This is a genomic window from Achromobacter sp. LC458 (assembly GCF_001005835.2).
Classification (GTDB): domain Bacteria; phylum Pseudomonadota; class Gammaproteobacteria; order Burkholderiales; family Burkholderiaceae_B; genus Achromobacter; species Achromobacter spanius_B.
Genome location: NZ_LBHW02000042.1, coordinates 1 through 26,887 on the forward strand (window position 1 = coordinate 1; position 26,887 = coordinate 26,887).

At 65.0% G+C, this 26,887-nt stretch carries 25 protein-coding genes; 9 read left to right on the top strand and 16 right to left on the bottom strand.

What is annotated here, in order from left to right:
• Together YH64_RS30275 and YH64_RS30650 are read left to right on the top strand one after the other, a co-directional pair.
• Positions 1-1,576: hypothetical protein (locus tag YH64_RS30275; protein ID WP_185975421.1), on the top strand; the 1,576-nt coding region annotated here is incomplete at its 5' end.
• Between the two features lie 50 nt (positions 1,577-1,626).
• The gene (locus tag YH64_RS30650) at positions 1,627-2,409 is read left to right on the top strand and encodes a DUF6708 domain-containing protein (protein WP_255444738.1); all 783 of its coding nucleotides are present in this window, start codon (positions 1,627-1,629) and stop codon (positions 2,407-2,409) included.
• Positions 2,410-2,432: 23 nt separating this feature from the next.
• Here YH64_RS30650 and YH64_RS25105 read toward each other — a convergent pair whose 3' ends face one another.
• Positions 2,433-2,702 (bottom strand): hypothetical protein, encoded by a 270-nt coding sequence (locus YH64_RS25105; RefSeq protein WP_104145101.1) that lies wholly within the window; start codon positions 2,700-2,702, stop codon positions 2,433-2,435.
• Positions 2,703-2,847: 145 nt separating this feature from the next.
• Between YH64_RS25105 and YH64_RS25110 the strand changes: the two genes are divergently transcribed.
• Positions 2,848-3,441, top strand: a complete 594-nt coding sequence (locus tag YH64_RS25110) for a YSC84-related protein (RefSeq protein WP_046806922.1) — start codon at positions 2,848-2,850, stop codon at positions 3,439-3,441.
• Between the two features lie 122 nt (positions 3,442-3,563).
• Here the strand turns inward: YH64_RS25110 and YH64_RS25115 are convergent, their stop codons facing one another.
• The gene (locus YH64_RS25115; protein WP_143215529.1) at positions 3,564-4,205 is read right to left on the bottom strand and encodes a glutathione S-transferase family protein; all 642 of its coding nucleotides are present in this window, start codon (positions 4,203-4,205) and stop codon (positions 3,564-3,566) included.
• A gap of 264 nt (positions 4,206-4,469) precedes the next feature.
• Between YH64_RS25115 and YH64_RS25120 the strand changes: the two genes are divergently transcribed.
• From YH64_RS25120 to YH64_RS25135, 4 genes are all read left to right on the top strand, one after another.
• Positions 4,470-5,099 (top strand): hypothetical protein, encoded by a 630-nt coding sequence (locus YH64_RS25120; RefSeq protein ID WP_185975422.1) that lies wholly within the window; start codon positions 4,470-4,472, stop codon positions 5,097-5,099.
• Positions 5,100-5,199: 100 nt separating this feature from the next.
• Positions 5,200-5,682: a nucleoside deaminase gene (locus YH64_RS25125; protein WP_046806924.1), complete on the top strand. Its 483-nt coding sequence runs from the start codon at positions 5,200-5,202 to the stop codon at positions 5,680-5,682.
• 71 nt (positions 5,683-5,753) lie between these two features.
• Entirely contained in the window at positions 5,754-6,230 is a 477-nt protein-coding gene (locus YH64_RS25130) for a hypothetical protein (RefSeq protein ID WP_046806925.1), read from the top strand.
• 106 nt (positions 6,231-6,336) lie between these two features.
• Positions 6,337-8,457, top strand: a complete 2,121-nt coding sequence (locus YH64_RS25135; RefSeq protein WP_046806926.1) for a DUF4034 domain-containing protein — start codon at positions 6,337-6,339, stop codon at positions 8,455-8,457.
• A 131-nt stretch (positions 8,458-8,588) separates the two neighbouring features.
• On the opposite strand, the gene YH64_RS25140 is transcribed toward YH64_RS25135, so the two are convergent.
• Positions 8,589-9,209 (bottom strand): TetR/AcrR family transcriptional regulator, encoded by a 621-nt coding sequence (locus YH64_RS25140; RefSeq protein ID WP_046806927.1) that lies wholly within the window; start codon positions 9,207-9,209, stop codon positions 8,589-8,591.
• Positions 9,210-9,514: 305 nt separating this feature from the next.
• Here YH64_RS25140 and YH64_RS25145 point away from each other — a divergent pair, with 305 nt between their 5' ends.
• On the top strand, positions 9,515-10,660 hold the full coding sequence (locus tag YH64_RS25145; protein WP_143215532.1) for an MFS transporter: 1,146 nt from the start codon (positions 9,515-9,517) through the stop codon (positions 10,658-10,660).
• A 171-nt stretch (positions 10,661-10,831) separates the two neighbouring features.
• Positions 10,832-12,133 (top strand): UDP-N-acetylglucosamine 1-carboxyvinyltransferase, encoded by a 1,302-nt coding sequence (locus YH64_RS25150; RefSeq protein WP_046806929.1) that lies wholly within the window; start codon positions 10,832-10,834, stop codon positions 12,131-12,133.
• Positions 12,134-12,152: 19 nt separating this feature from the next.
• Here YH64_RS25150 and YH64_RS25155 read toward each other — a convergent pair whose 3' ends face one another.
• From YH64_RS25155 to YH64_RS25215, 13 genes are all read right to left on the bottom strand, one after another.
• Positions 12,153-13,460: an acyl-CoA thioester hydrolase/BAAT C-terminal domain-containing protein gene (locus YH64_RS25155; protein ID WP_046806930.1), complete on the bottom strand. Its 1,308-nt coding sequence runs from the start codon at positions 13,458-13,460 to the stop codon at positions 12,153-12,155.
• 9 nt (positions 13,461-13,469) lie between these two features.
• The gene (locus YH64_RS25160) at positions 13,470-14,465 is read right to left on the bottom strand and encodes a tripartite tricarboxylate transporter substrate binding protein (RefSeq protein WP_046806931.1); all 996 of its coding nucleotides are present in this window, start codon (positions 14,463-14,465) and stop codon (positions 13,470-13,472) included.
• A gap of 229 nt (positions 14,466-14,694) precedes the next feature.
• Entirely contained in the window at positions 14,695-16,356 is a 1,662-nt protein-coding gene (locus YH64_RS25165; protein ID WP_046806932.1) for a TRAP transporter large permease subunit, read from the bottom strand.
• A 2-nt stretch (positions 16,357-16,358) separates the two neighbouring features.
• Positions 16,359-17,021 carry a TRAP transporter small permease subunit gene (locus tag YH64_RS25170; RefSeq protein ID WP_046806933.1) on the bottom strand — a complete coding sequence of 221 codons (663 nt, stop codon included), beginning with the start codon at positions 17,019-17,021 and terminating at the stop codon, positions 16,359-16,361.
• 152 nt (positions 17,022-17,173) lie between these two features.
• A complete protein-coding gene (locus YH64_RS25175; RefSeq protein WP_046806934.1) occupies positions 17,174-18,268 on the bottom strand; it encodes a TRAP transporter substrate-binding protein in 1,095 nt (364 codons plus the stop codon).
• 391 nt (positions 18,269-18,659) lie between these two features.
• The gene (locus YH64_RS25180; protein ID WP_046806935.1) at positions 18,660-19,232 is read right to left on the bottom strand and encodes a lipocalin family protein; all 573 of its coding nucleotides are present in this window, start codon (positions 19,230-19,232) and stop codon (positions 18,660-18,662) included.
• Between the two features lie 15 nt (positions 19,233-19,247).
• Positions 19,248-20,333, bottom strand: coding sequence for a cyclopropane-fatty-acyl-phospholipid synthase family protein (locus YH64_RS25185; protein ID WP_046806936.1), 1,086 nt, complete (start codon positions 20,331-20,333; stop codon positions 19,248-19,250).
• Positions 20,334-20,335: 2 nt separating this feature from the next.
• Complete coding sequence (locus YH64_RS25190) at positions 20,336-21,193, bottom strand: DUF1295 domain-containing protein (protein WP_255444741.1); 858 nt, start codon at positions 21,191-21,193, stop codon at positions 20,336-20,338.
• Complete coding sequence (locus YH64_RS25195; protein ID WP_082134621.1) at positions 21,190-22,488, bottom strand: cyclopropane-fatty-acyl-phospholipid synthase family protein; 1,299 nt, start codon at positions 22,486-22,488, stop codon at positions 21,190-21,192. Before YH64_RS25195 ends, YH64_RS25190 begins: the two co-directional genes overlap by 4 nt.
• A 166-nt stretch (positions 22,489-22,654) precedes the next feature.
• A complete protein-coding gene (locus YH64_RS25200) occupies positions 22,655-23,548 on the bottom strand; it encodes an alpha/beta hydrolase (RefSeq protein ID WP_082134622.1) in 894 nt (297 codons plus the stop codon).
• A 132-nt stretch (positions 23,549-23,680) separates the two neighbouring features.
• Positions 23,681-24,238 (bottom strand): DUF1415 domain-containing protein, encoded by a 558-nt coding sequence (locus tag YH64_RS25205; RefSeq protein ID WP_143215530.1) that lies wholly within the window; start codon positions 24,236-24,238, stop codon positions 23,681-23,683.
• The gene (locus YH64_RS25210) at positions 24,235-25,704 is read right to left on the bottom strand and encodes a M20 family metallopeptidase (protein WP_046806938.1); all 1,470 of its coding nucleotides are present in this window, start codon (positions 25,702-25,704) and stop codon (positions 24,235-24,237) included. Before YH64_RS25210 ends, YH64_RS25205 begins: the two co-directional genes overlap by 4 nt.
• A 156-nt stretch (positions 25,705-25,860) precedes the next feature.
• The gene (locus YH64_RS25215; protein ID WP_046806939.1) at positions 25,861-26,778 is read right to left on the bottom strand and encodes a LysR family transcriptional regulator; all 918 of its coding nucleotides are present in this window, start codon (positions 26,776-26,778) and stop codon (positions 25,861-25,863) included.
• Positions 26,779-26,887: the final 109 nt, after the last annotated feature.

Below are 26,887 nucleotides of genomic sequence, written 5' to 3' on the forward strand. Positions count from 1 at the left end.
GGTGCATCAAGCCGCCCTGCTGCTATGCGAGCGCGTCCAAATGCTGCGCGTTCAGCTTGAACTGACATTGGGCGAGTATCAGGAATTACTTACCCAGCAGATGCGCCAGCAGTACGACAAGGCCGCGAAGGATGCCGGCAAGAAGGCCCGCGCGCTGATCTTCAGCGGCATGTTGACATTGCCCGGTCCGGCGCAGAACCAGGTATTCAAAGCCACGTTTTGGATTGCGGACACAGCGGAAGGGCTAAAAGAGAAATTGACCGCGGTTTCCGAAGCCGGTGCGAACGCCATGGAAGCCGGCTGGCGCAGCGTGCTGGTAAGCGCGGGCGGACTGGAACCGAAGGCGCAGGCGATTGCCGGGCAGCTGCGCACCACGGCAGCCGATGCAAAGCTCCGAGCACATGGGGCCTTCGTGGGTATGCGCGGGATGGCGAACCTGGACGTGGCGTTGTCCATGGGCGCATTGTTCTTCCAGCAGGATGGGCTGAAAAGCAGCCTGCAAGAGCTGGAACGCGTAACGGGTGACCAATACCCGGAAGCCGTCGGGGGCGTTGCGGCAAGCGCGATGGGCACCATGGGTGTGGCCATTGAGGCGACGGGCGTGGGAATACGAAGCGTGGTGCAGGCGATGAAAAGGGCCTCTATCGCCGAAACGCGCGCTACGAACGCGTTGATGCTGGGCAAGGGCATGATTCGCTTTGGCGGCGTGACGAGTGCCCTATCGGGCGTCGTGGAAGGGTTGCAGTTCGGTTCTGCCGCTCTACGAGCGGGGCGATCCGGCGATGTCGTCGCACGCAACCGTTACTTCTTTGCCAGTGGGCTCGCCATACTTTCCGGATGGGTCGCAGCGTACGCAGCACTCGCCGGGGCGTCATCGCTTCTTGGTCCGTTGGGATGGGCGATTGTCTTGGGTCTGCTCGCCTACGCCGCTTCGGCAAATGCAAAAAGAAATAGATCCACTTCCCTCGAACAATGGGCACGCCGTTGCTATTTTGGCAACCATGACGAAAACCCGGCCGTATGGTGGAACGCTGCGAGAACCGGCGTTTCCGTTCCAGCCTACTCTGATCCACAGATTGAAATCGACAAAGGCGTGCTGGCAAACGTAGACAAAGATACTGCAATCGGCGCTCTAAACGCGGCTTTGCTGGGACTGGAAACGAGCTTTGGATTTCATCTCAAGCCAAGGCTGTCGACCGCGCTGGTGATCGGTAGCGGAATGCACTGGGGAACGACGCTTGAATACAGCATCACCCTACCTGTCTGGTCCGCAGAACGGTCTGGATATGCCATGTCGATGGCATTGAAAAGGCACACCCCTGAACAAGTCGTTATTGCAGAGCAGCACAGGGCTTCACCACTTGGAGAAGTATCACCTGTCCCCAAGCGACCGGGATACCACGTCGACGAGGCCGCCACACACCGCCCCACCGCGACGCTGCCGCTGATTGCCGGGACAATCCTACTAGACCTGGACGATGCAGACATTGAATCCGCGACGCTCAAAATCAGGTACTGGCCGGACACAGCCGATGCCAGCCTCTACGGCGAAATCACGGCCAGAGCGCAGCGCTAACGGCAAATGAATGCCCAACAAAGAAACGTCATTTCTCGCCGGAGTCGGTATTGCTAAAAAAAAACGGGATTCGTGGTGCAAACAGGCCCGCTCTTGCCCCCGCGCATCGCGGATGGGTCCATGATTTGCCCGGGCCTGATGAAGACTCATCAACACCGATCCGCGACTATGAAATTCCCGCCATTAATTCGATGGACACCACTTGCCTTGAGTTAAGCCGCAAGACGCACAAAATGCGGGGGCTGCTGTTGGCCTTGGCCCCACTGGGTATCACGTGGCTGGCCTTCTCGATATACATCCTGGCGACGTCAAAAACGATGTTTCCGCTGGAAGTCGCGGTAGGCGCCATCGCGATGCTGTGGTGGACCGTCACCATGATCCGGGTTGATATTTCCATTCCCCGTGACGAGCCCATCCGCTTCAATCGGCTGCGCCGCAAAATATACGTATACCGGTTCCATTACATCTGGTGGAACCCTTTCGCCCGCTGGTACGTCACCACAAACGCGTATCACTGGACCGACCTGCGCGCCGAAGTCTGGCGGCAACGTGGAGCCACCGGCCAAGGCGGCCTGATCATTACGTGGGGCGTGTCGATCGCGGTCGTCAAGCCGGGCACTAACCAGGTGATTGATCGGTTTCCGTTAAGCGTTGGCCAGGACGAAGGCAGTTCGTGGGATTATGTCCGCGCCTATATGCGGCACGGACCCGGCGCCCTGCCCGCTGTCGAAACATTCAACGACCCGAACAAAGTGCCGCCGTGCAATCTGGCCCTGCGCTTGGCGCCAAGAGTGCAATGGCCGGCCGACATGGACGCGGAATCTCGGACCTGAAAGCGGACGTGCCGCCGCCAGCCCTAACCCCCCACCCTTCCCCCGCAATGCCGGCACACCCTTGCGTCGCGAAGAATGCGCCCCGCGCAGCGCGGGCAATCGACATGCGTTGGCGCAACCGGTACACGCGCACGGGGTGAGCGGTCCGGCAGCGTCAGCAGAAAAGCACCCGCCAGCGGCGGGCTGATCAGGACGGCCAGCACCGTCCAGCCGATGCCGCGACGGCCACGGCCGGCGGCCATGACGCCCACCACCACCGCCAGCACGACCCAAAGAAGAATAAGCAGGAACATATCGCGATGTTAAACCGCGCTTAACGAGAGTAATCTGCTGCCAGGGAGACATCCCGATGTGAGTGGTCAGAAGTTCGTCAGGAACCTTGCAGCGCGTTGGCAAACGCGTCCGCAAACCCGTATGCAACCTAAAAAGGAAGCGCAAATGAACAAGATCTCTTCAACATGGCGTCGGACTACGCTGGCGGCGGTTACGTTGGGCGTGGCAAGCGTGCTGTTCGCAGGGTGCACGACGAATGGCCCCAAGGCGACCCCCACCTCCGCCGAAAAACGGCAGGAACTCAATACCGCCGCCAACGCCACACTGACCCAGCTGTACGCAGCGTCCCCGCAGTCCAAGCAGTTGGTACAGCGCGCCCGTGGCGTGCTGGTGTTTCCCGCCGTGCTCAGCGCCAGCTTCATCGTGGGTGCGGAACATGGCTCGGGCGTGCTGCGCGTGAATGGCCAGGACACCAACTACTACAGCATCACGGGGGGGTCGATCGGCTTTCAGGCGGGCGCGCAGTCCAAGGCCATGGTGCTGCTTTTCATGACGGATGACGCCTTGGCCAAGTTCCGCGCCAGTAGTGGCTGGACGATCGGGGCGGACGCCACCGTTGCCGTCGCGAAGCTGGCCGCCAACGGGGCGCTTGATTCGTACACCGCCCAGCAGCCCATCGTCGGCTTTGTGCTGAACAATGGCGGCCTGATGGCGGGTATGTCTATCGACGGCAGCAAGATATCGCCGTTGACGCTGTAATTGCATGACTGGCCGCCTGCCGCTGTGTTGAACGGCATGGGCGGCCAGGGTTCACTCATCTGCTGCCCTGCGATGGCGCGGCGCCTGGCTTACGCGCCCGCCGCCATCGCCTTTCCCCCTTTTCAGGCCAACATCGGCTCCATGTCGGGATCGCCTTTCTTCATGGCGTGGCGATACGCGTCGCGCGCGCCGATGCGCTGAAGGTACGCCAGGATGTTCGGATACGGCGACAAGTCGTAGGGATAGAACAGCCGCATCGTCGTCAGCGAAAACACCGCGACAATGTCGGCCGCCGTCAGCACATTACCCGCCAGGTAATGCGTGTTGCCCAATTGCTTGTCGACCAGCGCCAGCGCCTGCTGGCGGCGCGCGTCGGCAAACTGCGCCACGGGTTTGTCGGCGGGCACCTCGGCGCGGGCCAGCACCATGTTGCGCATCAGCGCCGGTTGCAGCGAGCCGTTGGCGAAGTGGAACCAATACAGGTAGTCGGCATAGGCGGGGTCGCTGGGTGGCACGCTCAGTTGGCCATCGCCATACCGGGCCAGGATGTATTCGACGATAGCCGTGGATTCGGCCAGCACGGTGTCGCCGTCGGTGATGATCGGGGCGGTGCCCAGCGGGTGCAGGGCCTTGTATTCCGGCGGCGCCAGACGCGTGTTGGCATCCCGGTCGTAGACCTTCAGGCTGTACGGGATGGCAAGTTCTTCGCACAGCCAGACAATACGTTCGGACTGCGATTTACCCAGATGGTGCACGGTCAGCATGAAAGTCCTTTAGAAAGGGGTAGCGCCGGGAAAGCAACGTTGCCACTCTACGCCGCTTTGCCCACATCGGCATCGCCGCCGTCCACGCGCCGAACCCGCTCCAAAACCCCGCGCGGCACCGGTTCGCTACACCTTTCGCGCAGCTTGTTAACGGATAGATACATAACGCGCAAGGTCAGCAATTACCAGATGCAATCAGCGTGCTAATTTAGGCGCCCGTAACCGCCCACGTCCGTGGCGGCCGTCCAAAGGCCCCTACTTTTCATGAACATGCATAAGACGCCTGCTCGCGATATGAACCCCGTCAAGCGCAATCAACGCCTATCCCGCATCCTGCCGCTGGCGTTCGGCCTGGCCCTGGCTGCGGCGTCGCCGATGATCGCGGCGCAAAGCGACCCTGTGCGCGCCCATTCGCCGGCGCAGCAAAACGGTGCGGCGGCCCAGCCCCAGACACAGATCCAGACCCCGGCGCGGGCACCGGCGCCCACGCAGCAAAACAGCGCGACGGCCCTGGCGCCGGTCACCAAGACGGACATACGCAACCAGGCCGCCTACGAGCGCCTGATGAACAATAGCGGCGTCACCGTGCAGTGGCTGTGGTCGGCCGATCGGGGCCAGCTCAGCGCCAAGGACGTCAATGACGTCGTGCGCATCGACGGCACGCAGGCCAACTTCGAAGGCACCCTGAAGATCAACGGCGAGATCGTGTCCATCGACAGCGACCGCTTTGTCTTTCGCGGCACCATCCTGATTCTGGACGCGCCCGAGAAAGGCCGCCGCTGCGAACGCACGGGCGACTATGAATTCCGCGCCACCGGCAAGCGCAAGTACTGGCGCTTGCAGCAGATGGAAAGCTGCGGCCGCCTGACCGATTACGTCGATATCTACTATTGACGCGATTGACGCGATTGACGCGACGGGCTATTGACGCTTCAGCGTGCCCCGACATTCCGGCATCTGCCGCCCCCGGCACCGCACACCAACGAGGTTTCGCATGATCGATGAACACGACAAGCAGCATCTGGCGCGTTGCGTGGCGCTGGCGCGGCAGGCGCTGGAATCGGGCGACGAGCCCTTTGGCTCGGTGCTGGTGTCCGCCCAAGGCGAAGTGCTGTTTGAAGACCACAACCACGTTGCGGGCGGCGACCACACGCAGCATCCCGAGTTCGAGATTGCGCGCTGGGCGGCCAACAACGTGCCGCCTGCCGAACGCGCCTCCTGCACCGTCTACACGTCGGGCGAACATTGCCCGATGTGTTCCGCCGCGCATGGCTGGGTGGGGCTGGGCCGCATCGTCTATGCCAGTTCGTCGCAGCAGTATCGGCAATGGATGCAGGAATCGGGCGTGGCGCCGTCGCGTGTGAAACCCTTGGCCATTCAGGACGTTATTGACGGCGTGGCCGTCGATGGCCCGGTGGCCGAATTCGCAGAACAGGTCAGGCAGCTGCATCAAGAAAAGCTGCGCCGCCGCGCGTAGTAGCGCGGCACCCTGCACTGCGTAGCGGGCACAAGCACACCCGCCCCACACCGAAACCGAAGGAATCCCGCATGCCCTCTAACAGCGTCAAATGGATCGTCAGCATTGTGTTGGGGCTGCTTATCGGCAAGGTCAGCTATGGCGTGCTGCTTCCGCTTTTGCTGGCCGGCTTGCCCGATCCTGACGCGGCGGACGGCGACACAATGATGTACGTCGGCACCGCGGTCTGGCTGCTGATCACCGTGGTGGCCGCGGTATTGCTGGCCCGCATTGCCGACCTGCGCCGCCTGATTGGCTGGGGTTTCGTGGTGCTGGGCGTGGCGTTGATGCTGACCATCCCCGCTACGATGTTGACCATGGATTTCAGTGCGCACCAGGCAGCCACGGCGGGCGCGCAAGCGGCCAACGACGCCAACACCGCGCTGTTTTTCTGGGCCCTGATATTCGGGCTGCCCTATGTCGGCGGCGGCCTGGCGCTGACCATCCTGGGCGCGGTGCTGATCCGCAAAAGCCGCGAGCCCGCCGCGCCCGCCACCCCCACCATTTAACTATCCGGCCAAGCTGCCGTTGTTAAAGACAGCGGCCCCGAAGCGCCATGCCCTCCGCGCGGCCGCGCCGGGTTCGCCGTTCCCTGAACCCACCTTGCCGTAGCGAATGACCCCATCCAACGACACGATCGACACCCTGCTCGCGCGCCGCGCGCAACTGCGCGAATGGCTTGACGCCGGCCAATACGACGACCTGGACGCCCTATTGGAAGCGGCCGCCTTGCGCTGGCTGGACAGCGACGGAGAAAGCCATGGGTATCGGTGGATGCTGGACGTCATCAGCGATCCGCAACGTGCGCCTGCCGACAACCTGGCCCGCGTGCGCGCCTGGCGCGATGCGCGCCCGGCGTCGTATCACGCCCACCTGGCCTACGGCAACCAATGGGAAAGCATTGCTGGCCTCATACGCAGCAGCAACATTGCCGACTACGTAAACGATGCCCAGTGGGCCGGCGCGATGATGGCCCGCGACCACGCCGTGGCGGCATTCCTGCACGCCATGGCCTTGCACGAACGCCCCGTGGTAGCCGTGCAGCGCACCATGCGCGTGTGCGCGTACCTGGACGAGCCCGACTGGCTGGCCGACTTGCTGGAACATGGCGTGGCCGCGTCGCACGACGGCTTGCAGGCAAGCTGGGCGCCCGACGTCTGGGAGCAGGCGCTGCGCCTGCTGGACGAACGCAGCGGCATGGGGCTGGCCGAACTACCGGCCTCGCGGCCCGACGGCCTGCCCCCGCGCACGCCCCAGGACAAGGACGACCCCAAGACCTATTGGCTGCGCACGTCGCTGGCGCTGCGCCCGAACGACCTGAGCGCGCTGATCAGCTACCTGTACTTCCTGTACCCGCGATGGAACGGCAGCCATGCCGACATGCAGGCTTTCATCGACGGCCCGGTCTGCGCCGGGCTGACCGACGCACAGCGCGAAGAGCTGCGGTTTTACAAAGAGCTGGATTATCTGGGCTACCCCGCCTTCTACCCGGAAGTGGACGACGACGAACGCAACGGGGCGTTTTGCGACGCCTTCGAGCAATGGCTGACGCTGGATGTGTCCGCCGAATTGCAATGCCGCGCGCTGTGCCACTACGCCAACTTCCAGACAGCGCGCGCCCGCCGTGAAGACGACGACGGCGACGTGCACTGGAACGCCGGGCTGTTGCAGCACGCCTACGCGTTGTTGACGCGCGCATGCGCCGTGGCGCCCGCCAACATCGATCTGGCGGACGACGCTTATCCCGGCGTGCTGTTCACCTTGCAGGCCTGCGTGTGGTTTCAGGGCATGCCGGACGCACAGCGCCTGTTCCCGCTGGTTCTGACGCGCGGCGCGCACTGGGGCGACGATGTGGAAGCCGTCTTGCTGGCAGCGGTGGGCAGCAAGTTTGGCCTGTTCGGCTTGCAGGTGGACGAGCTGGACACCCAGGCCTTGCTTGAACGCGGCTTTGCTCTGGACGGCAAGGACCGCTCTTTCAACCTGGCGCAGCTGGGCCGCAACCTGTGGGGCGACGTGTCGCCCGAGGCCGCGCTGTTCCTGTGGCAGGAAGGCGCCCGGCGCCAGCGCGCCGACGCGCTGATGTCGCTTAGCGAGCTGTATGCCGGCAAGATCGACGCCAACTATCCGGGCATCGACAAGGCCGCCGCAAGAAATTTCCTGACGCAGGCCGCCGAAGCGGGCGACCTGATTGCGCGCAACAACCTGGCCTACGCCGCCATCGACGAAGGCCGCGACATTGCGGCGCATGAATACCAGACGTACCGCGGCTGGCTGGAAAACAATTGGCGCGTGGCCGACCGGGGCTCGCGCATGGAAGCCATGGCGGCGCGCAACCTGAGCTGGCTGATGCTGATGCACAGCGGGTCGGAAGAAGACCAGCGCGCCGCGCTGGACAGCGTGCTGCCCTGGCTGTGGAACCAGGACCACGACGGCGACCGCGAAACCGCCGCCCGCAGCTACGCCATCGCCTTCATGGAAGGCCGTGGCTGCGAGGCCAACGCCTATCTGGCCCACGTATGGATTGCCCGCGCGCTGGCCTTGTCGCCCGATAACGAATACCTGCAACGCCTTAGCGCCGAGATCAACGACGCCAGCGGCTGGTTTGGCGCATGGCGCTTGCGCCGCCGCCTGGCGCGCGACCGCGCCGACATGGACGAACGCGCCCGCGAACTGACGTTTGCGGGCGATGACGGCGAGGGTGACGGTGGAAGCGGCAGCGCTGCCAACGCCGGCTAGGCGACGGGTGCGACGGTCAGCGATGGGCGCATCGTCTTACGTCCGGGTTGCTTGAGGTTGCTTGAGGTCGCTTCAGGTCGCTTCAGGTCGCTTCGGACCGATTCAGCTCGCCTCAGACCGCTTCCCTCGGCTCAGCCCGCCTGCGCACGCGCCACGTCCCACTGGCGCATCAGCTGCGTGATGGCGGCGTCGAACACCGCGTGGCGCACGCCGTCGCGCGCCGCGATGGACACGCCCAACAGAAAGCTGTTGAACACCGTGGCCAGCGCCTTGGCATCCGTGGCGGGGTCCAGCTCGCCGCTGGCGATGCCGCGTTCCACGCAGCGGATAAAACCCGCATACGTGCGCTGGCGCGACTGCGTCAACGGCTGCGTCACGGCGGTGTGCTGGGGGGCGGGCGCACTCATGACGCCCAGTGCCACCATGCACCCTTTGGGATGGTGGCGTTCGCACTGCATTTTGGTCGAGCGGCGCAACGCCAGCTCAATGGCCTGTGCCGGAGGCAGGGCGTCGTCCCACAGGCTCTCCGTGACGCGCGCGTACGTGTCCAGGTAGCGCTGAACGGCCTCTTGGTACAGCGCCTCTTTCGAGCCGAACGCCGCATAGAAGCTGGGCGCGGAAATGCCGCCGCCGATGCCCGCTTTCAGCTGGCTCAGCGACGTTGATTCATAGCCTTGTTCCCAAAATAAATGCAGCGCCTGATCCACCGCCTGTTCGCGGTCGAACGCGCGTGGCCTGCCCATTTGCGCCATGCCGGTGCCTCCGTTGAAATCAGCGACTCGAAATTCGCGACATCAATACTAATCGATACAAAAGTCGTTGACAACGCGAAAGCCCCGCCTCTACATTTATATCAATCGGTACACATGTACCGTCGAATTCGGAAACACCGTCGCCCTGACGGCCCACCAGAACAATCACCGCCCGGGCATCTCCCGAGCACCGCAACAGCCTGCCTGCCCGGGCAAGAAAAGGATTTTGTGTGACATCCCCTACCCTTACCCCCGCGCCGACCGCGCCCGACCGCCTGCCCGTCGCGGGGCTGCTGGCGCTGGCCATGACCGGCTTTATCTGCATCGTCACCGAAACCCTGCCCGCCGGGCTGCTGCCCCAGGTCAGTGCCGGGCTGGGCGTAAGCCAGGCATGGGCCGGGCAGATGGTGACCGCCTACGCATTGGGATCATTGCTGGCCGCCATCCCGCTGACGATCGCCACGCGCGGCTGGCGCCGCCGCACCGTGCTGCTGATGACCATCATCGGCTTCCTGGTCTTCAACTCCGCCACCGCGCTGTCGACGAATTATTGGCTGACGCTGGTCGCACGGTTCTTCGCCGGCGTGGCGGCCGGGCTGGCATGGAGCCTGATCGCAGGCTATGCGCGGCGCATGGTGGCGCCGTGGCAACAGGGGCGCGCACTGGCGTTGGCGATGGTGGGCACGCCCGTAGCGCTGTCGCTCGGGGTACCGCTGGGCACCTTGTTGGGGGCCACGGTGGGTTGGCGCATGGCGTTCTGGATCATGTCCGCGTTGACCTTGGTGCTGATTGCCTGGGTGCTGGCCAAGGTGCCCGACTACCCGGGCCAGTCGTCGCACGAACGCATGCCGCTGCGCCGCGTGTTCCTGACGCCGGGCGTGCGCCCGGTGTTGGCCGTGGTGATCGCATGGATGCTGGCGCACAACATCCTCTATACCTACATCGCGCCGTTTGTGGCGCCGGCCGGGCTGGGCAAGCGCGTGGACCTGGTGTTGCTGGTGTTCGGCACGGCCGCCCTGGCGGGCATCTGGGTGACCGGCAAACTGGTGGACCGCCATTTGCGCGCCACCGTGTTGGCCAGCCTGGGCGCGTTCGGCGTGACCGCGCTGGTGTTTGGCGTGGCGCCCGTTACCCCCGCTATTGTTTACCTGGGCGTGGCGGTGTGGGGCGTAAGCTTCGGCGGCGCCGCCACCCTGTTGCAAACCGCGCTGGCCGACGCGGCGGGCAACGGCGCCGATGTGGCGCTGTCCATGAACGTGGTGGCCTGGAACGGGGCAATCGCCTCGGCCGGCGTGGTGGGCGGCATGCTGCTTGGGGCCTGGGGCGTTGCCGCGTTCCCCTGGGTGCTGCTGGCCTTGGTCGGCGTCGCCTTCCTGATTGCGTGGGGCGCGCACGCCCATGCGTTCCGGCCCGGATTACGCACGTCCGGCGCGCTGGTGGCGGGCCATTAGCATCGCCGCGTACCTCACCGTGTTCCCCGCCGTATTCCCCACCCTGTGCCGCGCCGTGTCGATTGCAGTTTGATACGTTTGTTCACCCGGCGGGCGGGCCCACCTCGGGGCGTACCAGTACAATTCCCGCCACTTCTTGCTTCTGGTCCGCGCTTCGGCCGCCCTTTCCCCATGTCCAACCTTATCGTCCACGGCGGCACGCCCCTGCGCGGCCGCGTCATTCCCTCGGCCAACAAGAATGCGGTGCTGCCAATTCTGTGCGCCACGTTGTTGACCGACCAGCCGCTGACCCTGCATGGCGTGCCGGACATTACCGATGTGCGCAAGATCCTGGACATCTTCCGCACCTTGGGCAGCGAGGTACAGCTGGATGAAGCCACGCGCACGCTGGCGCTGCATCATCGGCACACCGCGTTCGACGCCACCGCGCACCGCCTGCCCGAAGAGATGCGCTCGTCGATCATGCTGGTGCCGCCGTTGCTGGCGCGCTTCGGTGTGGCGCGGCTGGAAGACAACGTCAAGGGGTGCACGCTGGGCGTGCGCGAAATCGATCCGCACGTGGACATTTTTCGTTCGTTCGGCGGGCAGGTGGAACGCGCCAGCGGGTCGTTGCTGGTGCGCAGCAGCGGACCGTTGACGGCCACGCATCACTGGCTGGACTACGCGTCGGTCACCACCACCGAAAACTTCGTGCTGTGCGCGGCCGCCGCGCAAGGCGAATCCACGCTGACCAACGCCGCGTCCGAGCCGCACGTGCAGGAGTTCTGCCGCTTCATGGTGATGATGGGCGCGGACATCGACGGCATCGGCACGTCGCGCCTGACCGTGCGCGGTGGCGCAACACTGGGCGGCGGCGAGTTCACCTTTGAAGAAGATTTCCACGAGATCACCACGTTCCTCGCGCTCGGTGCGATTACCGGCGGCGATGTCGTGGTGCGCAACCGCACGCCGGGCAACTTCCCGCTGATCGACCGCACCTTCGCCAAGTTCGGCGTCACGATCGAGCACAAGGACGGCTGGTCGCGCGCGCTGCGCACCGGCCCGCTCAAGGTGCAAACGCCCTTCACCAGCAACGTGCTGACCAAGGTGGAAGCCGCGCCGTGGCCATACTTTCCGGTGGACCTGCTGCCCATCTTCATCGCGTTGGGCGTGTGCGCCGAAGGCAACGCCATGTTCTGGAACAAGGTCTATGACGGCGCGCTGGGCTGGACGGGCGAGCTGTCCAAATTCGGCGCGCACGTGTTTTCTTCGGACCCGCACCGCGTGGTGACGTTCGGCGGCATGCCGCTGACGCCGGCCGTGGTGGAAAGCCCCTACATCATCCGCGTGGCGATCGCGCTGTTCATGGTCGCCAGCAGCATCAAGGGGCGTTCCGAAATCCGCAACGCGACGCCGATTCGCCGCGCGCATCCGCAGTTCGTGGAAAACCTGCGCAGCCTGGGCGTGCAGGTGGAATGGGCTACCGAGGAATAGTGGCCCCGGCTCCCATGGCTCACAAGCCGTCGGCCGGCGTACCCGCTGCCCGGTTCAAGAATTCCAGCACCGCCAGGTAAGACCCCTCGTTGCCCGCCGCATTCGCGGCTGGCGACCCCCCCGCGTCCAGCAGGAGGCCCGACATTGCGTGCGGCTTGCTGATCAGCGTGGCCGGCAGGTACGGGTAGTGCACGTGATGCCCCGCCCCCATGCACACGTGGTGGAACGTGGGCAGCCCATGCGCCTGGCGCTGGCGCATCACCATTTCGGAATACGCGGTGCTGGGCCAGAAGCCGTCATCGGACGCGCTGATCAGCATGACCGGGCCGGGGTAGTTCTCGACCGGAATGCGAGCGCGCTCGACCGCCGCCGCATCGCGCGTGGCGCTTAGAAAGGCGTGGGTTTGCCGATACGGCGGCTCGGACGCGTAGGCTGCTTCCCAATCGGCACTGGCGTTGTTCTGCCACAGATGCGGTAGCGGCTCGCCGTTTTTCGTCCACACCTGCGCATCGCGGCCCGTGCCGGGCGAGCCCGCGCTGACCACGCCGTGCATGACGGGCGACGGCACGTAGGCGGCCACCGCGCTGACCAAATCGGGATAGTGCGAGGCCACCAGCAGCGAGGTCTCGCCGCCCCGGCTGATGCCCGACAGTGCCACGAAGCCGTCGCGCGGCGCCAGCTCGGCATGCGCCCAACGCAGCGCGTGTTCAAAATACTCCAGCGGCATGTCGTTCAGGTACTTCGGACGGCCGTCGTAGTTGAAGATGGCCAGCGCCAGGCACTGGAAACCGCGCGCGGCAAACAACGCGGCGCGCGGCGCGTTGACGCCGCCCGACGAGCCGTTCATGTAGATGACCAGCGGATGCGGCCCCGGCCCCGCCGGCGTATACAGTTCGCCCGAAACGGTCATGCCGCCCACCTGTTCGCGCACCGCGCGATGCGTGACGCCCTCTTCCAGAAAATCCTGCACCAGTTGCGCCGACGCGTGCTGCGTCCCGTCGGTGGCGTCGATCTGGATCACCAGCGGCTCGGTGCGATCCGGCGGAAACACCACGCGGCTCATGTCTTCGCACACCATGGACCACACCAGGCCCATGGCGGACGGCTCGGCGTAGCTGCCGGACACGGGGCTGTCGCGCCCCAGGTCCAGGCTGCCGTCGTGGCCCGCCACGAACACGGCTTGCGAGCGCCACGGCGCGCCGCACATCTGCATGCTGGCCCGGACGGTGATGAAGGCATAGGCCGGAAAGCCTTCGATGCGGATGTCGCGGGCGACGTCGATCAGGGCGATTTCGGGGGTGACGGTAATGCGGGCTTGGTCGGTCACGGTGCGTCCTTACGCTTTCAGATCGGTCTTGGGCACGCCGTTGGCCTTGATGACCTCGGCCCACATGGCGGATTCGTCGGCAATGACCTTGTCCAGGTCCGCCGACGACGTGAACTCAACGGCCACGCCCTGCTCGGCGAATTGCTGGATCAGGCCGGGGTCGCGCGTGCCTTCGCGCACGGCGTTCTCAAGCACCTTCACCACGTCCGCCGGCATGGCGGCGGGGCCGGAAATCATCATGCGCGTGTACAGCTCGAAGCCATCCACGCCCGCCTCTTTCATGGTGGGCACATCGGGCAGGCTGGACAGGCGCTTGTCGGCGGTCACGGCCAGCACCTTCAGCTTGCCCGACTTGATGTTGGCCAAGGCCGACGTGGGAAAGTCGAACGTGCTTTGCACCGTGCCGGCCATCAGGTCCAGCAACGCGGGTCCGCTGCCCTTGTACGGCACGTCTTGAAACTGCGTGCCGGTCTTGGACTGGAAATGCAGCAACGCCAGGTGGTTGATAACGCCTCGCCCGGCGTGGGCGCAGGTGATGTCGCCGGGCTTTTTCTTGGCCAGCGCAATGAATTCCTGCACCGAATTCACGCCCAGGTCGGGGTGCACGATCAACAGCATGGGCGATTTGCCCATTGACCCCAGCTGCTTGAAGTCCGACTGCTGGTACGGCAGGTTGTTGTACAGCAAGGGGTTCAGGATCATGCCGTTGGTGCCGGCAAAGCCCAGCGTGTAGCCGTCGGGTTCGGCGCGCGCCACGGCCACGGTGGCGATGATGGCCTGGCCGCCCGGCCGGTTTTCCACCACCACGTTCTGCTTCAGGGTTTTACCCATGCGCTCGGCCAGCGCGCGGGCCGCAATGTCGGTCAGGCCGCCGGGCGCAAAGCCCACCAGCAGGCGCACGGGGCGCGCCGGAAATGCGGTCTGCGCCCACGCAAGGCGCGAGGTGAGCGACATCAGGGGCAGCGCGGCAAGCGCGGCCAGGGCATGGCGGCGGGACACATTCATACGACTCTCCAGCGGGGGCAAGGGCAAAGACAAGGCAATGCGGCACCGTCCGCGCGTGCCATGACAAGACGCCGCGTGGCCGGACACAGGAAATGGGGAAAGACGCACAGGCCGCACGCCGAACAGCGGCGGTCACAATGACGGTATCTTGTATGCAATACCTTTGGACCGCCATTTAGGGATATCCCCAAAAGAAAAATGCCGGCATCGCTGCCGGCATTCTGGTCCGCTACTTGAAGTCCGCCCCCGGATCGTCACCGCCATAGGTGCTGGTGCCGTAGGACGTATCGACCTCGATCTTCACCTTGCTGGAATCCACCTGCGCCTCGTCGCTCTTGTAGTGCATGACCAGGCCGGGAAACGCCATCACCGCCGCCACCATCGCCAGCTGAATCACGATGAACGGGATGGAACCGCGATAGATCTGGCCCGTGGTGACGGGTTCGATCATCCTGCCCGTGACCTTGTCCTTGTACCGGTCCTTGGGCGCCACCGATCTCAGGTAGAACAGCGCAAACCCAAACGGCGGGTGCATGAACGAGGTCTGCATGTTGACCGCCAGCAGCACGCCGAACCAGATCAGGTCGATGCCCAGCTTGTCGGCCACCGGCCCCAGCAACGGCACGATGATGAAGGCCAGTTCGAAGAAGTCCAGGAAGAAGGCCAGCACGAAGGTCAGCACGCTGACGGCAATCAAGAAGCCCAGCTCGCCGCCCGGCAGGCTGATCAGCAGGTGTTCCACCCACAAGTCGCCGTTGACGCCCCGGAAGGTCAGGCCGAACACCGTCGAGCCCACCAGGATGAACACCACGAAGGTGGACAGCTTGGTGGTGGTGTCCATGGCCTGCTTCATCAGGTTCAGCGTCAGGCGGCCACGGATCAGCGCCATGATGATGGCGCCCACCGCGCCCATGGCGCCGCCTTCGGTCGGCGTCGCCACGCCGATGAAGATGGTGCCCAGCACCAGGAAGATCAGGAACAGCGGCGGGATCATCACGAAGGTGACCCGTTCGGCCAGTGCCGACAGCAGGCCGATCTTGAAGACCTTGTTGACGCCGGCAATGATGAAGGCGGTCAGCCCCCAGATCAGCAGCGACAGCACGATCTGCTCGTCCACCGGCGCCGTATCGGCTTCGATGTATTGGCCGACAAAGTATGCGGACAGCGCCGAGATCACCATCAGCACCAGCAGCGAACGACCGCCGCGCGTGCCGTTGGCTTCGTGAAACGACCGTGCTTCTTCAGGCAGCGCGGGTGCCGAATCGGGCTTCAGGTACGACTTGATGATGACGAACAACACGTAGGTGCCGGCCAACATGAAGCCGGGCACGATGGCGCCACGGTACATATCGCCGATCGAACGGCCCAGCTGGTCGGCCAGGATGATCAGCACCAGGGACGGCGGGATGATCTGCGACAGCGTGCCCGACGCGGCGATGATGCCGCTGGCCAGCCTGCGGTCGTAGCCATAGCGCAGCATGATCGGCAGCGAGATCAGGCCCATCGAGATGACCGAGGCCGACACCACGCCGGTGGTGGCGGCCAGCATCGCGCCCACGAACACCACCGCGATGGCCAGGCCGCCGCGCACGGTGCCGAACAGCTGGCCGATGGTTTCCAGCAGGTCCTCGGCCATGCCTGATCGTTCAAGCACCAGCCCCATCAAGGTAAAGAATGGCACCGCCAGCAAGGTGTCGTTGGAGATGATGCCGAAGATGCGTTGCGGCAAGGCCTGGAACAACGCCGCGTTCAAAAGGCCCAGTTCAATGCCGATCAACGCAAAAAGAATGCCGTTGGCCGCCAGCGCGAAGGCCACGGGAAAGCCCATCAGCAAGAACACCACCAAGGTGGCGAACATGATGGGAGCCATGTTTGCAGTCAAGAATTCCATGGTCAGCGTCCGTCCTGTCCGTGTTGATCGCGGGCGCCGCCGGGCGGCTTCCCACCTTGCGCCGCCAACGCGCGTTCTTCACGCACGCGCGCTTCTTCGGCGATTTCCAGCGCCAGGGCTTCCTCGGCGGAAATCTCGGTGGCGCGCGCGCCGGGGTCCGGGCACTTGCCCATCAGGAAGCCCACGCACTTGATCAAGTGCGACAGGCCCGCCAACACCAGCAAGGCAAAGCCAATAGGAATCAGCAGCTTGACCGGCCAGCGCACCAGGCCGCCGGTATTGGACGACTGTTCATTCGTCACGAACGAATCCATGAACACCGGCCAGGACAGGTAGGTGATGAGCAGGCAGGCGGGCATCAGGAAGAAGATGACGCCGAAGATGTCGATGTAGATCTGCTTGCGCCGCGACAGGCGCGAGGACAGCACGTCCACGCGCACGTGTTCGTTGCGCAGCAGCGTGTACCCGGCGGCCAACAGAAAGATGGCGCCGAACAGGTACCACTGCATTTCAAGCCAGGCGTTGGAGCTGATCTGAAAGACCTTGCGCACGACGGCGTTGCCGGCGCTGACCAGGACGACGACCAGCGTCAACCACGTCACGCACCGGCCGACCACCGTGTTGATCGCATCGATCAAACGGGATAGGGCTAAGAGGGCATTCATGTTGGATATCCGGACCGGCGCGGGACTTACGCGCGGTCAATGTGCAACTTGAGGAGAGACAGACAGGACAGAGGCGAAAAAACAGCGGCAAAAATCCAGCAGGCGCGCGGGGATGCGGCACATCCCCGCGCGCCTTGGGCACTGGCCGGGGCTTACTTGCCGCGGTTGATCGTGCCCATGTAGCTGTCATAGCTGCCTTCGGCAACACGGAACCAGGGCAGTTCGTTGTCGCGGAAGTTCTTCATGCTTTCGTAGACCTTCTTGAACACCGGATTCTTGGCGCTCATTTCGTCGTACAGCTTGACCGATTCCGCAAAGCACGCGTCCATGACGGGCTTGGGGAACGATTGCAGCTTGGCGCCCTGGGCGATCAGGCGGCGCAGCGCGGCGGGGTTCTCGGCGTCGTACTTGGCGATCATGTCGTTGGTCGCCGCGGCCGATGCCTGCGCCAGGATGGCCTGGTAGTGCTTGGGCAGCTTGTTGTAGGCGTCCTGGTTGACGTACAGCGACACTTGCAGCGTGCCTTCCCACCAGCCCGGGTAGTAGTAGTGCGGGGCCACCTTGTTGAAGCCCAGCTTTTCATCGTCGTAGGGGCCGATCCATTCGGCCGCGTCGATGGTGCCCTTTTCCAGCGCCGGGTAGATGTCGCCGCCGGCGATCTGCTGCGGCACCACGCCCAGGCGCGACAGCACCGCGCCCGCGAACGCGCTGACGCGGAACTTCAGGCCCTTCAGGTCGTCCACCGTCTTGATTTCCTTGCGGAACCAGCCGCCCATCTGCGTGCCGGTATAGCCGCAGGGGAAGTTGACGATGTTGTAGGTCTTGAAGACGTCGCGCAGCAGCGACAGGCCGTCGCCGTGGCGCATCCACGAATTCATCTGGCGGGTGTTCAGGCCGAACGGCACGGCGGCGTCAAAGCTCAGGACCGGGTCCTTGCCGTAGTAGTAGTACGAGGCGCTGTGGCCGCATTCGATCGTGCCGTTTTGCACGCCGTCCAGCACTTGCAGCGCCGGAACGATTTCACCGGCCGGGAACACGCGGATGGAAAACTTGCCGCCCGTGGCTTCCGACACGTACTTGGCGACGCTTTCGCCGCCCGAGAAAATGGCGTCGGCACTGCGGGGGAAGCTGGAGGCCAGGCGCCAGTTCAGCGTGGGGGCTTCCTGCGCGATGGCGGGCACCGCCAGGGTGGCGCCGCCGGCAGCGGCTCCCAAGGTGGCTTTCTTCAAAAACGAACGGCGTTGCATGCAAGTCTCCCAACTTGGATAAAGTTCTTTTCCGGGTCCTGGGGCGAATTGGTGGAGCCCCGTGGGCGCGATCCCATGGGTAACAAATGGTCGCGCTTTTGATTTTGGGTGCGATGCTATGGGAAAAATAAACGCCGTACGTAGCGGGAAAACCCTTGCCGTAAGTTTCGTGAAATTTTTGTGCGTCACGGCACTGGTATGACCAGCCCCGCTTTCAGGGCCGCGTCATTGCCTTCTGCACGGGTATGGGGACCGGATCAGATGGCGCGATGCCGGATTCGACCGGCAAATAAAAACGCCGGTTTATATAACCAAAAAATATTTAGCGCGCGGCGCATTCCGACGCCCTGCCCTGGCCCTTGCCCTTGCTCTTGCGCTGCCCCTCAAGCCCCTAGCGCTTGCCAGCTTCAGGGTAGGTGCGCGGGTCCGGCCCTTGTTCGGGCCACTGCTGCGGCACGCGGCGCAGCAATGGCGGGTCGTAGCCCAGCTCGCGCACCTTGTCGACCAGGCGCGCATAGTCGGCATCCGGCAAGGTGGGCGTGCGCGCCATGATCCAGACGTAGTCGCGCTTGCTGCGGCCGATGATCGTCTGCTGATAGGCGTCGTCCACATAGGCAATGACGTATTCCGCCTGGATCGGCCAGATGAACTGCATGCCCCACACCGCGTTGCCGGTGCCCGGTTGCACCGTGCCTTCGGGCCGCATCGTTTTCACCTTGGCGTCAAAGCCGCCGTGGCGATAGCGGAACGTGGTCTGAATGCCCCCGTCGGGCAGCAAGGCGTAGGTTTCCACCGCGTTGAACGACGCGCGCTCGGGCCAGGTCGGAATGCCGGCGATGACGTACCAATCGCCCATGAAGCGCGGGATGTCCACCTGCGCCACGGGCGGCATGGGCGTGGGGCTGCCGCAGCCCGTCAAGGCGGCAAGCAACGCCAAGCCGGCAACGCGTAAGGTCTTGCGCATGGACAGTGCCCTCCTTCAGTCTGGCCGCGCAAAGCGGTAGTGGGCCACCATCCAGGCCTGCCCGTTCTGATAGCCGAACAACTCGGCGCACGCCATCCAGAACATGCGCCAGCGGTTGAACCACAGGCGGGCCAGCGGCGCGCCGTAGGCCTTTTCCAGCACCGTCAGCACCTGGGCGCGATGGGCGTCCTGGTTGGCCAGCCAGTGGTTCGCGGTGCGTTGGTAGTGGCTGCCGTCAACCAGCCAGCGCGCTTCGATGCGCAGGTCGCCCTGAAACCACAGCAAGGTATCGGCCGACGGCATGAGGCCGCCCGTGAAGAAATGCCGGCCCATCCAGTTCTCGTCGCCCTCGGTCTCGAAGGGGTACATCAGGCTGCGGTGCGCAAACAGGTGCACAAACAGCTTGCCGCCCGGACGCAGCCATGACCCGATCCGCGCCAGCAGCGCCTGGTAATTGCGCATGTGCTCGAACATTTCCACGGACACGCAGCGGTCGAAGGTCTGCGGATGCAGTTGCAGCGTGTTGACGTCGCAGGTGATGACCTCGACGTTGTCCAGCCCGCGCGCGCGGCATTGCGCCTGGATGTGCTGGCGCTGCGAGGCGGAGTTCGACACGGCGGTGATGCGCGCCGTCGGATAGCGTTCGGCCATCCACAGGGTCAACGAGCCCCAGCCGCAACCCAGTTCCAGAATGCGCTGGCCGTCCGCCAGTTCGGCGCGCACGCCATAAAGCTCCAGCATGGCGGCTTCGGCCTGGTCCAGCGTTTCCCGCCCCGTGGCGTAATAGCAGCCGGAATACTTCAATTGACGGCCCAGGCACAACGTGAAGAATTCCGCGGGCAGTTCGTAGTGCTGGGCGTTGGCGTCGTCGGTGTGTATGGCCACGGGGCTGGCGCGCAGTTCATCGATCAGATGTTGGTAGCGCCGCGCCTGGGCGGCGGGGCCACCGGCGCTTTCGTCGCGCAGGCGTTGTGCGCACAGGCGCCGGATGCCCAGGCGCAAAAGCGCGTCGGGCACCAGGCCGCGTTCAGCCAGCCCCAGCAGCCCGGGCGCGGCCCGGTCGGAAGCCAGGCGCGATTCAGTCAACGTGGCAGCGTTCATGATTAGTCCTTTGGCGTCGGGGTGCGGTGATGCGGTGATCCGGCGCAATCGCGCTTCGGAAACCACGGAAACAGCATCGGCGTGGTGCGTTGATACTGGCGATAGTCTTCGCCCCGGCTGCGCAGCGCTTGCGCCTCGGTGTAGGGAATGCCGCTGATCCAGCGCAGGAAGATGAACATGGCAATGGGGCCCACCCACGCCAGCCAGGCCAAGCCGCTGCCCGCCGCCAGCGCCACGTAGCTGAACCAGTGCAACCATTCGAAGAAATAATTGGGATGCCGCGATACGCGCCACAGGCCGGCACGGCAGGTGCGACCACGGTTGGCGGGGTCGGCCCGAAAGGCGTCCAATTGCCGGTCGGCCACGGTTTCGCCCGCCACCGACACCGCCCACACCAGCACGCCCAGCCAGGCCCAAGGCGTCATGCCGGGCACGGGGTTGGCGGCCACGGCAATGAACGGCAAGGACATGAAGACGACCAGCCCCGCCTGCGCCAGGAAGAACAGCGCGAACTTGCCCTGGCTGCCGTTCCAGTGCGCGCGCAGGGCACGGTAGCGGCCGTCTTCTTCGCCGTGGCGCACGCGCTTCCAGATGTGCAGCGCCAGCCGTCCCGCCCAGACGCCGCCCAACACGGCCAGCAGCACACGCGGGGTGGCCGCGCCCGGGCCGGTCCAGGCCAGCAGGACGGCGGCCACGGCCATGCCGGATGCCCACATCGCGTCGACGATGCCCGCGTTGTGATGGCGCCGCTGCCACAGCCAGCCGCCGGCCATCAGCAACGCGGCCACGGCGGCCACCATCAGGGCTTGCATGATGGGCGTCATGTCGGGCGTCATGTCGGGCGTCATGTCGGGCGTCATGGCGCCGCCCACCGCGCCGCTGCCGGCGTGGCCCCGGGCCGCGCCAACAACAGATGCGACACGCCGATGGCGCGTTCGCGAAAGCCGCCTTCGCAGTAGGCCAGGTAAAACTCCCACAGGCGGATGAAGCGGTCGTCAAAGCCCTGCCCGCGCACCGCGTCCAGGTTCGCCATGAAGCGCTCGCGCCACGCTGCCAGCGTGCGCGCGTAAGACAGGCCAAAGTCCTCCAGATGCACCAGGCTCAGGTCGCTGGCGCGCGTCTTGGCTTGCAGCATCGCCTGGATCGACGGCATGAAGCTGCCGGGAAAGATATGCCGCTTGATGTAGTCCACCGCCTTGAGCGCCTGCGCATAACGATGGTCTTCGATGGTGATGGCCTGGATCAGCGCCATCCCATCGGGCTTGAGCAGCTGGCCCACCTTGCCGAAATACGTGGGCAGGTAGTCGGCCCCGATCGCCTCGATCATTTCTATGGACACGAGCTTGTCGAACTGGCCGTGCAGGTCGCGATAGTCTTGCAGCAGCACGTCCACGCGGTATTGCAGGCCGGCGCGGCGGATGCGTTCGGTGGCCAGCGCGTGCTGCTCGCGCGAAATCGTCGTGGTGGTAACGCGGCAGCCGTAGTGGCGCGCCGCGTGCAGCGCAAAACCGCCCCACCCCGTGCCGATCTCGACCACATGCTGGCCGGGTTGCAGGTCCAGCTTGCGGCAGATCACATCCAGCTTGCGGGTGGACGCCTGCTCCAGCGTGTCGTCCTCGCCTGCCCACATGGCGGACGAATACATCATGTCTTGCGACAGGAACAGGCCGAAAAAATCGTTGCCCAGATCGTAGTGGGCGGCAATGTTGCGGCGGCTGCCGGCGCGCGTGTTGCGGCGGCACGCGTGCAAGGCCCGCATCGCCACGCCGCCCAAGCGCGCCACGCCACGCTCCATGCCGTCAAGCAGGTCGCGGTTGCGCACCAGCAGCCGGATCAGGCCGGTCAGATCGTCGCAGTGCCAATGGCCGTCGCCATAGGATTCGCCCCCGCCCACGCTGCCGTTGGCGGCGATGGCGCGGTAGAAGGCCGGATCGCGCACCCGCAGGCGCAACAGCCGGGCCGCTGTAGCGCCCTGTCCGCCCAGTTCAACGCTGCCCATTGCGTCGTCAATCACCAACCGTCCGCCTTGCAATTGCGCCAGTTGTCCCAGCAAGCGCCGACGCAACAGGCGCTCGGTCAGCGACAGGGGCTGCGCGGCCTGGGGCGCGCAAGCCTTGTCCAGCGCCAGGCGTTCGGAGTCAGAGGGAGATCTCATCGGTCTTCTCCTGGTTCGGAGGGTTAAGCGCAGGGGTTTCGGTGGGCGTCGGAATTCCCGGCTGCGCGTCTGGATGCCGTATATACGTACGCCCGGATGCATTGGATTCATCGGGGAAAACCCGTAGCACCGGGCCGATATGCGACCCATGCGCTACTTGAACGCGCTATGGGTCGGCCCGCAGCGGCCCGCCCGACGCATCCAAGACAAAACCCGCCAAGTCGTCCAGAACCGGCGCCCGCCAGCGCAAGGGACGCGCCAGCGCGCCGGCCAGCAGTGCGTGCCCCAGGCCGTCGTAACGCACCAACGTCACGGGCACATGGGCGGCCTGCAAGGCGGCGGCCAGGCCTTCGGTGTTGCGATGCGGGTCGACCGTGGTGTCCGCCATGCCGGCCATCAGCAAGGTGGGCGGCGCGTGGGCCGTGACGTGGGTAATCGGCTGGGAGTCGGGCGGCGTGCCCGGAAAATGGAAGACCGGCTTCAGGCTGGCCGCCACGATCGGCAGGAAGTCATAGGGGCCGGCCATGCCGATCCACCCGCGCAGCATCGACGGTGAGGCGCCCTGACGCTGTAGCCAGCGCGGGTCCAGCGCGATCATGGCGGCGTTGTAGCCCCCCGCGCTGTGGCCCGCCACGAAGACGCGCGCGGGGTCGCCGCCGTAGTCGGCCACGTGACGCAGCGTCCACGCGACGGCGCGCGCGCAATCGTCCAGGAAGTCGGGATAGGCGGCGTCGGGGTATAGGCGGTAATCGGCAATCACGGCCAGGATGCCGCGCGAGGCCAGCGCGTCGCCTACGAATTTGTAGTCGGCGCGCGAGCCATTGCGCCAACTGCCGCCATAGAAGAAAACCACCACGGGCGGGCTGCGCACCCCGGGTGGCGCGTAGATATCGACGCGCTGGCGCGGGTCGTCGCCATAGGCCACATCGGTGACGATGCGGCTGGCGTTGTCGGGCACCGCCCCGTTAAGCACCGTCAGCGGCGAGCAGGCCGCCAAGCCCAGGATCAGCAAGCCGGCCAGCAGCATCGCCAGCAAAGACGCCACGGGCACGCTACGCATCGCCGCGCGCCCGCGCGATCAGTGAAAAGTGTGGCACCGCCGTCTCCTGTCGCATCGTGGGAAGGGTCTACCCGGCGGGGGGCAGCCCGCGGGGTGTCATCCCATATACGAAGCAAACGGCGAAATGGATGCCTAGGGCCGGGTCATCAGTTTTTTCCAGCCTTCCAGGCCCAGCTTTTTCATCGTGTCGATGTTCTTTTCATAGATGTCCGAGGCGTCCGGAAACGACTCCACCGCGCGGTCGATGCTGTCTTCCCGCAGCAAGTGCAGGATTGGGTACGGCGCGCGGTTGGTGTAGTTCTCGATGTCGTCCGGCTGCGTGTCGGCAAACTGGAATTGCGGGTGGAACGTGGCCACCTGCAATTCCCCCAACAGCCGCATGCGCTTGAGCAGGCGGTCGGACAGGTCCTCGAAATCGTTGAAATCCAGGAAGTCGTCCAGCGCGTCGGGAATGATCAACAAGGTGGTGTCGATCTTCTCGGGGTCGGTCTCGGCCAGCAGGGCAAGCTCGTCCTGCAAGTCGGTCAGCACCCCTTCGGCGTCGGTGGCGTCGCTGACGGCAAAGCGGATCTGGTCCTTGACCTGAACCGCCTTGGCGAACGGGCAAAGGTTCAGGCCGATCACGGCCTGATTCAGCCAGTGGCGGGTTTCAGCCACCACGTTGGCATAAGCGTCGGAAGTCGAAATCATGCCGGCATGGCCGCCATGGTTTGCGCAACGGCGGCCGTCAGCTTCTTGCCATAGGGCACGTGCAGGAATTCATTGGGGCCGTGCGCGTTCGACTTGGGACCCAACACGCCGCACACCATGAACTGCGCTTTCGGAAAGCCCTTTTGCAGGATGCTCATCAGCGGAATCGTGCCGCCCTGGCCGATATAGCCGCAAGGCTGGCCGTAGTACTGCTGGGACGCTGCGTCCAGCGCCTGCGTCAGCCAGGGCACGGAAGCCGGTGCGTTCCAGCCGGTGGCGGCGCCTTCGTTGGCCTTGAAGATGACCTTGGCGTTGTAGGGGGCGTCGGCTTCCAGCAGTTCCTTGATTTCCTGCGAGGCGGCCACGGCGTCGATCAGCGGCGGCAGGCGCAGCGACAGCTTGAATGCGGTGCGCGGACGCAGCACGTTGCCGGCGCTGGACAGCGGCGGCAGGCCTTCGGCGCCGGTCACCGACAAGGTCGGGCGCCACGTGCGGTTCAGCAGCGCTTGTTCGGGCTCGGTCGTCATCGGCAGCACAAAGCCGCCCTCGGCGCCGCAGCTCCAGGGGAAACGGCGCCACACTTCGTCGCCCAGAATGCGCGCGGTGGCGGCCACTTGTTCAACGCGTTCGGCGGGAATTTCGCAATGCAGGCTTTGCGGCAGCAGGCGGCCGGTGGCGCTGTCTTCCAGGCGGTCCAGCAGATGGCGCAGGATGCGAAACGACGACGGCACCACGCCGCTGGAATCGCCCGAATGCACGCCTTCGTCCAGCACCTGCACTTCCAGCGTGCCCGACACCATGCCGCGCAGCGAGGTCGTCATCCAGAGCTGGTCGTAGTTGCCCGCGCCCGAATCCAGGCACACCACCAGGGCGACGTTGCCCAGGCGGTCGCGCAGCGCGTCCACGTACGGCAGCAAGTCGTAGCTGCCCGATTCTTCACAGGTTTCCACGATGCCCACGCAGCGCGGGCGCGGGATGCCCTGCTTGTCCAGCGCCATGATGGCGGTCAGCGAGGCGTACACGGCATAGCCGTCGTCCGCGCCGCCACGGCCATAGAGCTTGCCGTCTTCATACTTGGGGGTCCACGGGCCCAGGCCCGCGCGCCAGCCCGAAAATTCCGGCTGCTTGTCCAGGTGGCCGTACAGCAGCACGGTGTCGCCGTTGTCGCTACGCGTGGCGGGCGCGTCAAAGAAGATGACGGGCGTGCGGCCAGGCAGGCGCACCACTTCCAGCTTCAGGCCGGACACCTTTTGCGCTTCGACCCAGGCGGCGGCATCGCGCACCACGCGTTCGATGAACGCGTTCTTTTCCCAGTCGGCGTCAAACGCCGGGCTCTTGGCCGGGATGGCGATGTAGTCGGTCAGCGCGGGGATGATTTCGTTGTCCCACTTGTCGTCGACAAACGCCTGGAGGGCGTCGGGATCAAGGGTGGGCGGCAGGGCGTCGTCGGGGATACGGGCGTTCATGGCGCGGAATCCTGTAGGGTGCGTGGGGGGCGGGATTGGGGTAATCCGGTATTTTATGCCCGTGGCCGCCATCGCGGGGCGCGGGCGCGGCGTCGGCGGCGTCGGCTCGCCGTCATTTATGGCAGCCCCCAGTCGGCGTCGCCCCACGCAAGTGCGTCATCGAGCCGCGTACGCTTCGATACGCCCCCACACATCGCGCGCCAGGGGTTTGGCGTTGTCTACCGATTGATAAATTCGGATTTCCATATGGATGTCATTGCGGGCGCTGTCGGCGCGCACCAGGGTGCCTGCGCGCAGATCCGATTCGATCAATGTGTGCGGCAGCCAGGCCAGCCCGAACCCTTGGCGCGCCATGGCGTGTAGCGCGTCGGCCAGGTCCGACTCGTACATCGTCTGCAACTGCCCGATCAGGCACAAGCCGCGCAGCCGATCGTCCAGGATGCGCCCCAGCGACATGCTGTCGGCATAGGCCAAAAAAGGCACGGGCGGATCGGACGGCAGCTTGGGCACGGCGTAGCGCGGATGCCGCCCGCCCGCCGCCACCGGCGCGCTGACAGCCACCAGCTTGTCGGCGCCCACGCGGCGCCACCGGTAGCCGGGGTTGTCGATCTTTGCGTACAGCGGCTCGTGCGCGTGGCACAGCAGAAAGTCCACTTCGCCATCGGCCAGCATGTCCACGCCGTAGTTCAGCGTGGTGGTGACCACCTTGAGCTGAAACGGCGCCATGCCCTGCTGCACGCGCGCCATCACGCCGGGCAGCACCGAATGCGCCAGCGTCTTGCCCGACGCGATGGTGATTTTCCGATTGCGCTCCTGCTCGGGCTTTTGCAGGGCCTGGCGCGTGTCGCGCAGGATATCCAGCACATCGATCGCCGCCGCCAGCATGCTGCGCCCGGCCGCGTTCAGCGTCGACACCTGATGGCCGCGTTCCACCAGCGGCACGCCCGCCCATTCCTCCAGCGCCTTGATGCGGCGCCCGAACGCCGGGTGCGTCACGCTGCGCGCCTCGGCCGCCTGGAACAAATTGCGCGACTTCGACAGCGCGACGAAGTCCTCCAGCCATTTCGTGTCCATCGGTATTGCTCCGTCCCAGCCCTGGTTCATCTGTGCCGATTCGGCACAGGCATTGCGCATTTTGCACAAGACAGAAACATCTGGCAACTAACATCCCGGCATCGACTTC

What these genes read in the sequence shown, in the direction of transcription:
- YH64_RS25105 (WP_104145101.1), bottom strand. Translation starts at nt 2,702, where the DNA reads ATGTTCCTGCTTATTCTTCTTTGGGTCGTGCTGGCGGTGGTGGTGGGC.
- YH64_RS25110 (WP_046806922.1), top strand. Translation starts at nt 2,848, where the DNA reads ATGAACAAGATCTCTTCAACATGGCGTCGGACTACGCTGGCGGCGGTT.
- YH64_RS25115 (WP_143215529.1), bottom strand. Translation starts at nt 4,205, where the DNA reads ATGCTGACCGTGCACCATCTGGGTAAATCGCAGTCCGAACGTATTGTC.
- YH64_RS25120 (WP_185975422.1), top strand. Translation starts at nt 4,470, where the DNA reads ATGAACATGCATAAGACGCCTGCTCGCGATATGAACCCCGTCAAGCGC.
- YH64_RS25125 (WP_046806924.1), top strand. Translation starts at nt 5,200, where the DNA reads ATGATCGATGAACACGACAAGCAGCATCTGGCGCGTTGCGTGGCGCTG.
- YH64_RS25130 (WP_046806925.1), top strand. Translation starts at nt 5,754, where the DNA reads ATGCCCTCTAACAGCGTCAAATGGATCGTCAGCATTGTGTTGGGGCTG.
- YH64_RS25135 (WP_046806926.1), top strand. Translation starts at nt 6,337, where the DNA reads ATGACCCCATCCAACGACACGATCGACACCCTGCTCGCGCGCCGCGCG.
- YH64_RS25140 (WP_046806927.1), bottom strand. Translation starts at nt 9,209, where the DNA reads ATGGCGCAAATGGGCAGGCCACGCGCGTTCGACCGCGAACAGGCGGTG.
- YH64_RS25145 (WP_143215532.1), top strand. Translation starts at nt 9,515, where the DNA reads ATGACCGGCTTTATCTGCATCGTCACCGAAACCCTGCCCGCCGGGCTG.
- YH64_RS25150 (WP_046806929.1), top strand. Translation starts at nt 10,832, where the DNA reads ATGTCCAACCTTATCGTCCACGGCGGCACGCCCCTGCGCGGCCGCGTC.
- YH64_RS25160 (WP_046806931.1), bottom strand. Translation starts at nt 14,465, where the DNA reads ATGAATGTGTCCCGCCGCCATGCCCTGGCCGCGCTTGCCGCGCTGCCC.
- YH64_RS25165 (WP_046806932.1), bottom strand. Translation starts at nt 16,356, where the DNA reads ATGGAATTCTTGACTGCAAACATGGCTCCCATCATGTTCGCCACCTTG.
- YH64_RS25170 (WP_046806933.1), bottom strand. Translation starts at nt 17,021, where the DNA reads ATGAATGCCCTCTTAGCCCTATCCCGTTTGATCGATGCGATCAACACG.
- YH64_RS25175 (WP_046806934.1), bottom strand. Translation starts at nt 18,268, where the DNA reads ATGCAACGCCGTTCGTTTTTGAAGAAAGCCACCTTGGGAGCCGCTGCC.
- YH64_RS25180 (WP_046806935.1), bottom strand. Translation starts at nt 19,232, where the DNA reads ATGCGCAAGACCTTACGCGTTGCCGGCTTGGCGTTGCTTGCCGCCTTG.
- YH64_RS25185 (WP_046806936.1), bottom strand. Translation starts at nt 20,333, where the DNA reads ATGAACGCTGCCACGTTGACTGAATCGCGCCTGGCTTCCGACCGGGCC.
- YH64_RS25190 (WP_255444741.1), bottom strand. Translation starts at nt 21,193, where the DNA reads ATGACGCCCGACATGACGCCCGACATGACGCCCGACATGACGCCCATC.
- YH64_RS25195 (WP_082134621.1), bottom strand. Translation starts at nt 22,488, where the DNA reads ATGAGATCTCCCTCTGACTCCGAACGCCTGGCGCTGGACAAGGCTTGC.
- YH64_RS25200 (WP_082134622.1), bottom strand. Translation starts at nt 23,548, where the DNA reads ATGCGTAGCGTGCCCGTGGCGTCTTTGCTGGCGATGCTGCTGGCCGGC.
- YH64_RS25205 (WP_143215530.1), bottom strand. Translation starts at nt 24,238, where the DNA reads ATGATTTCGACTTCCGACGCTTATGCCAACGTGGTGGCTGAAACCCGC.
- YH64_RS25210 (WP_046806938.1), bottom strand. Translation starts at nt 25,704, where the DNA reads ATGAACGCCCGTATCCCCGACGACGCCCTGCCGCCCACCCTTGATCCC.
- YH64_RS25215 (WP_046806939.1), bottom strand. Translation starts at nt 26,778, where the DNA reads ATGGACACGAAATGGCTGGAGGACTTCGTCGCGCTGTCGAAGTCGCGC.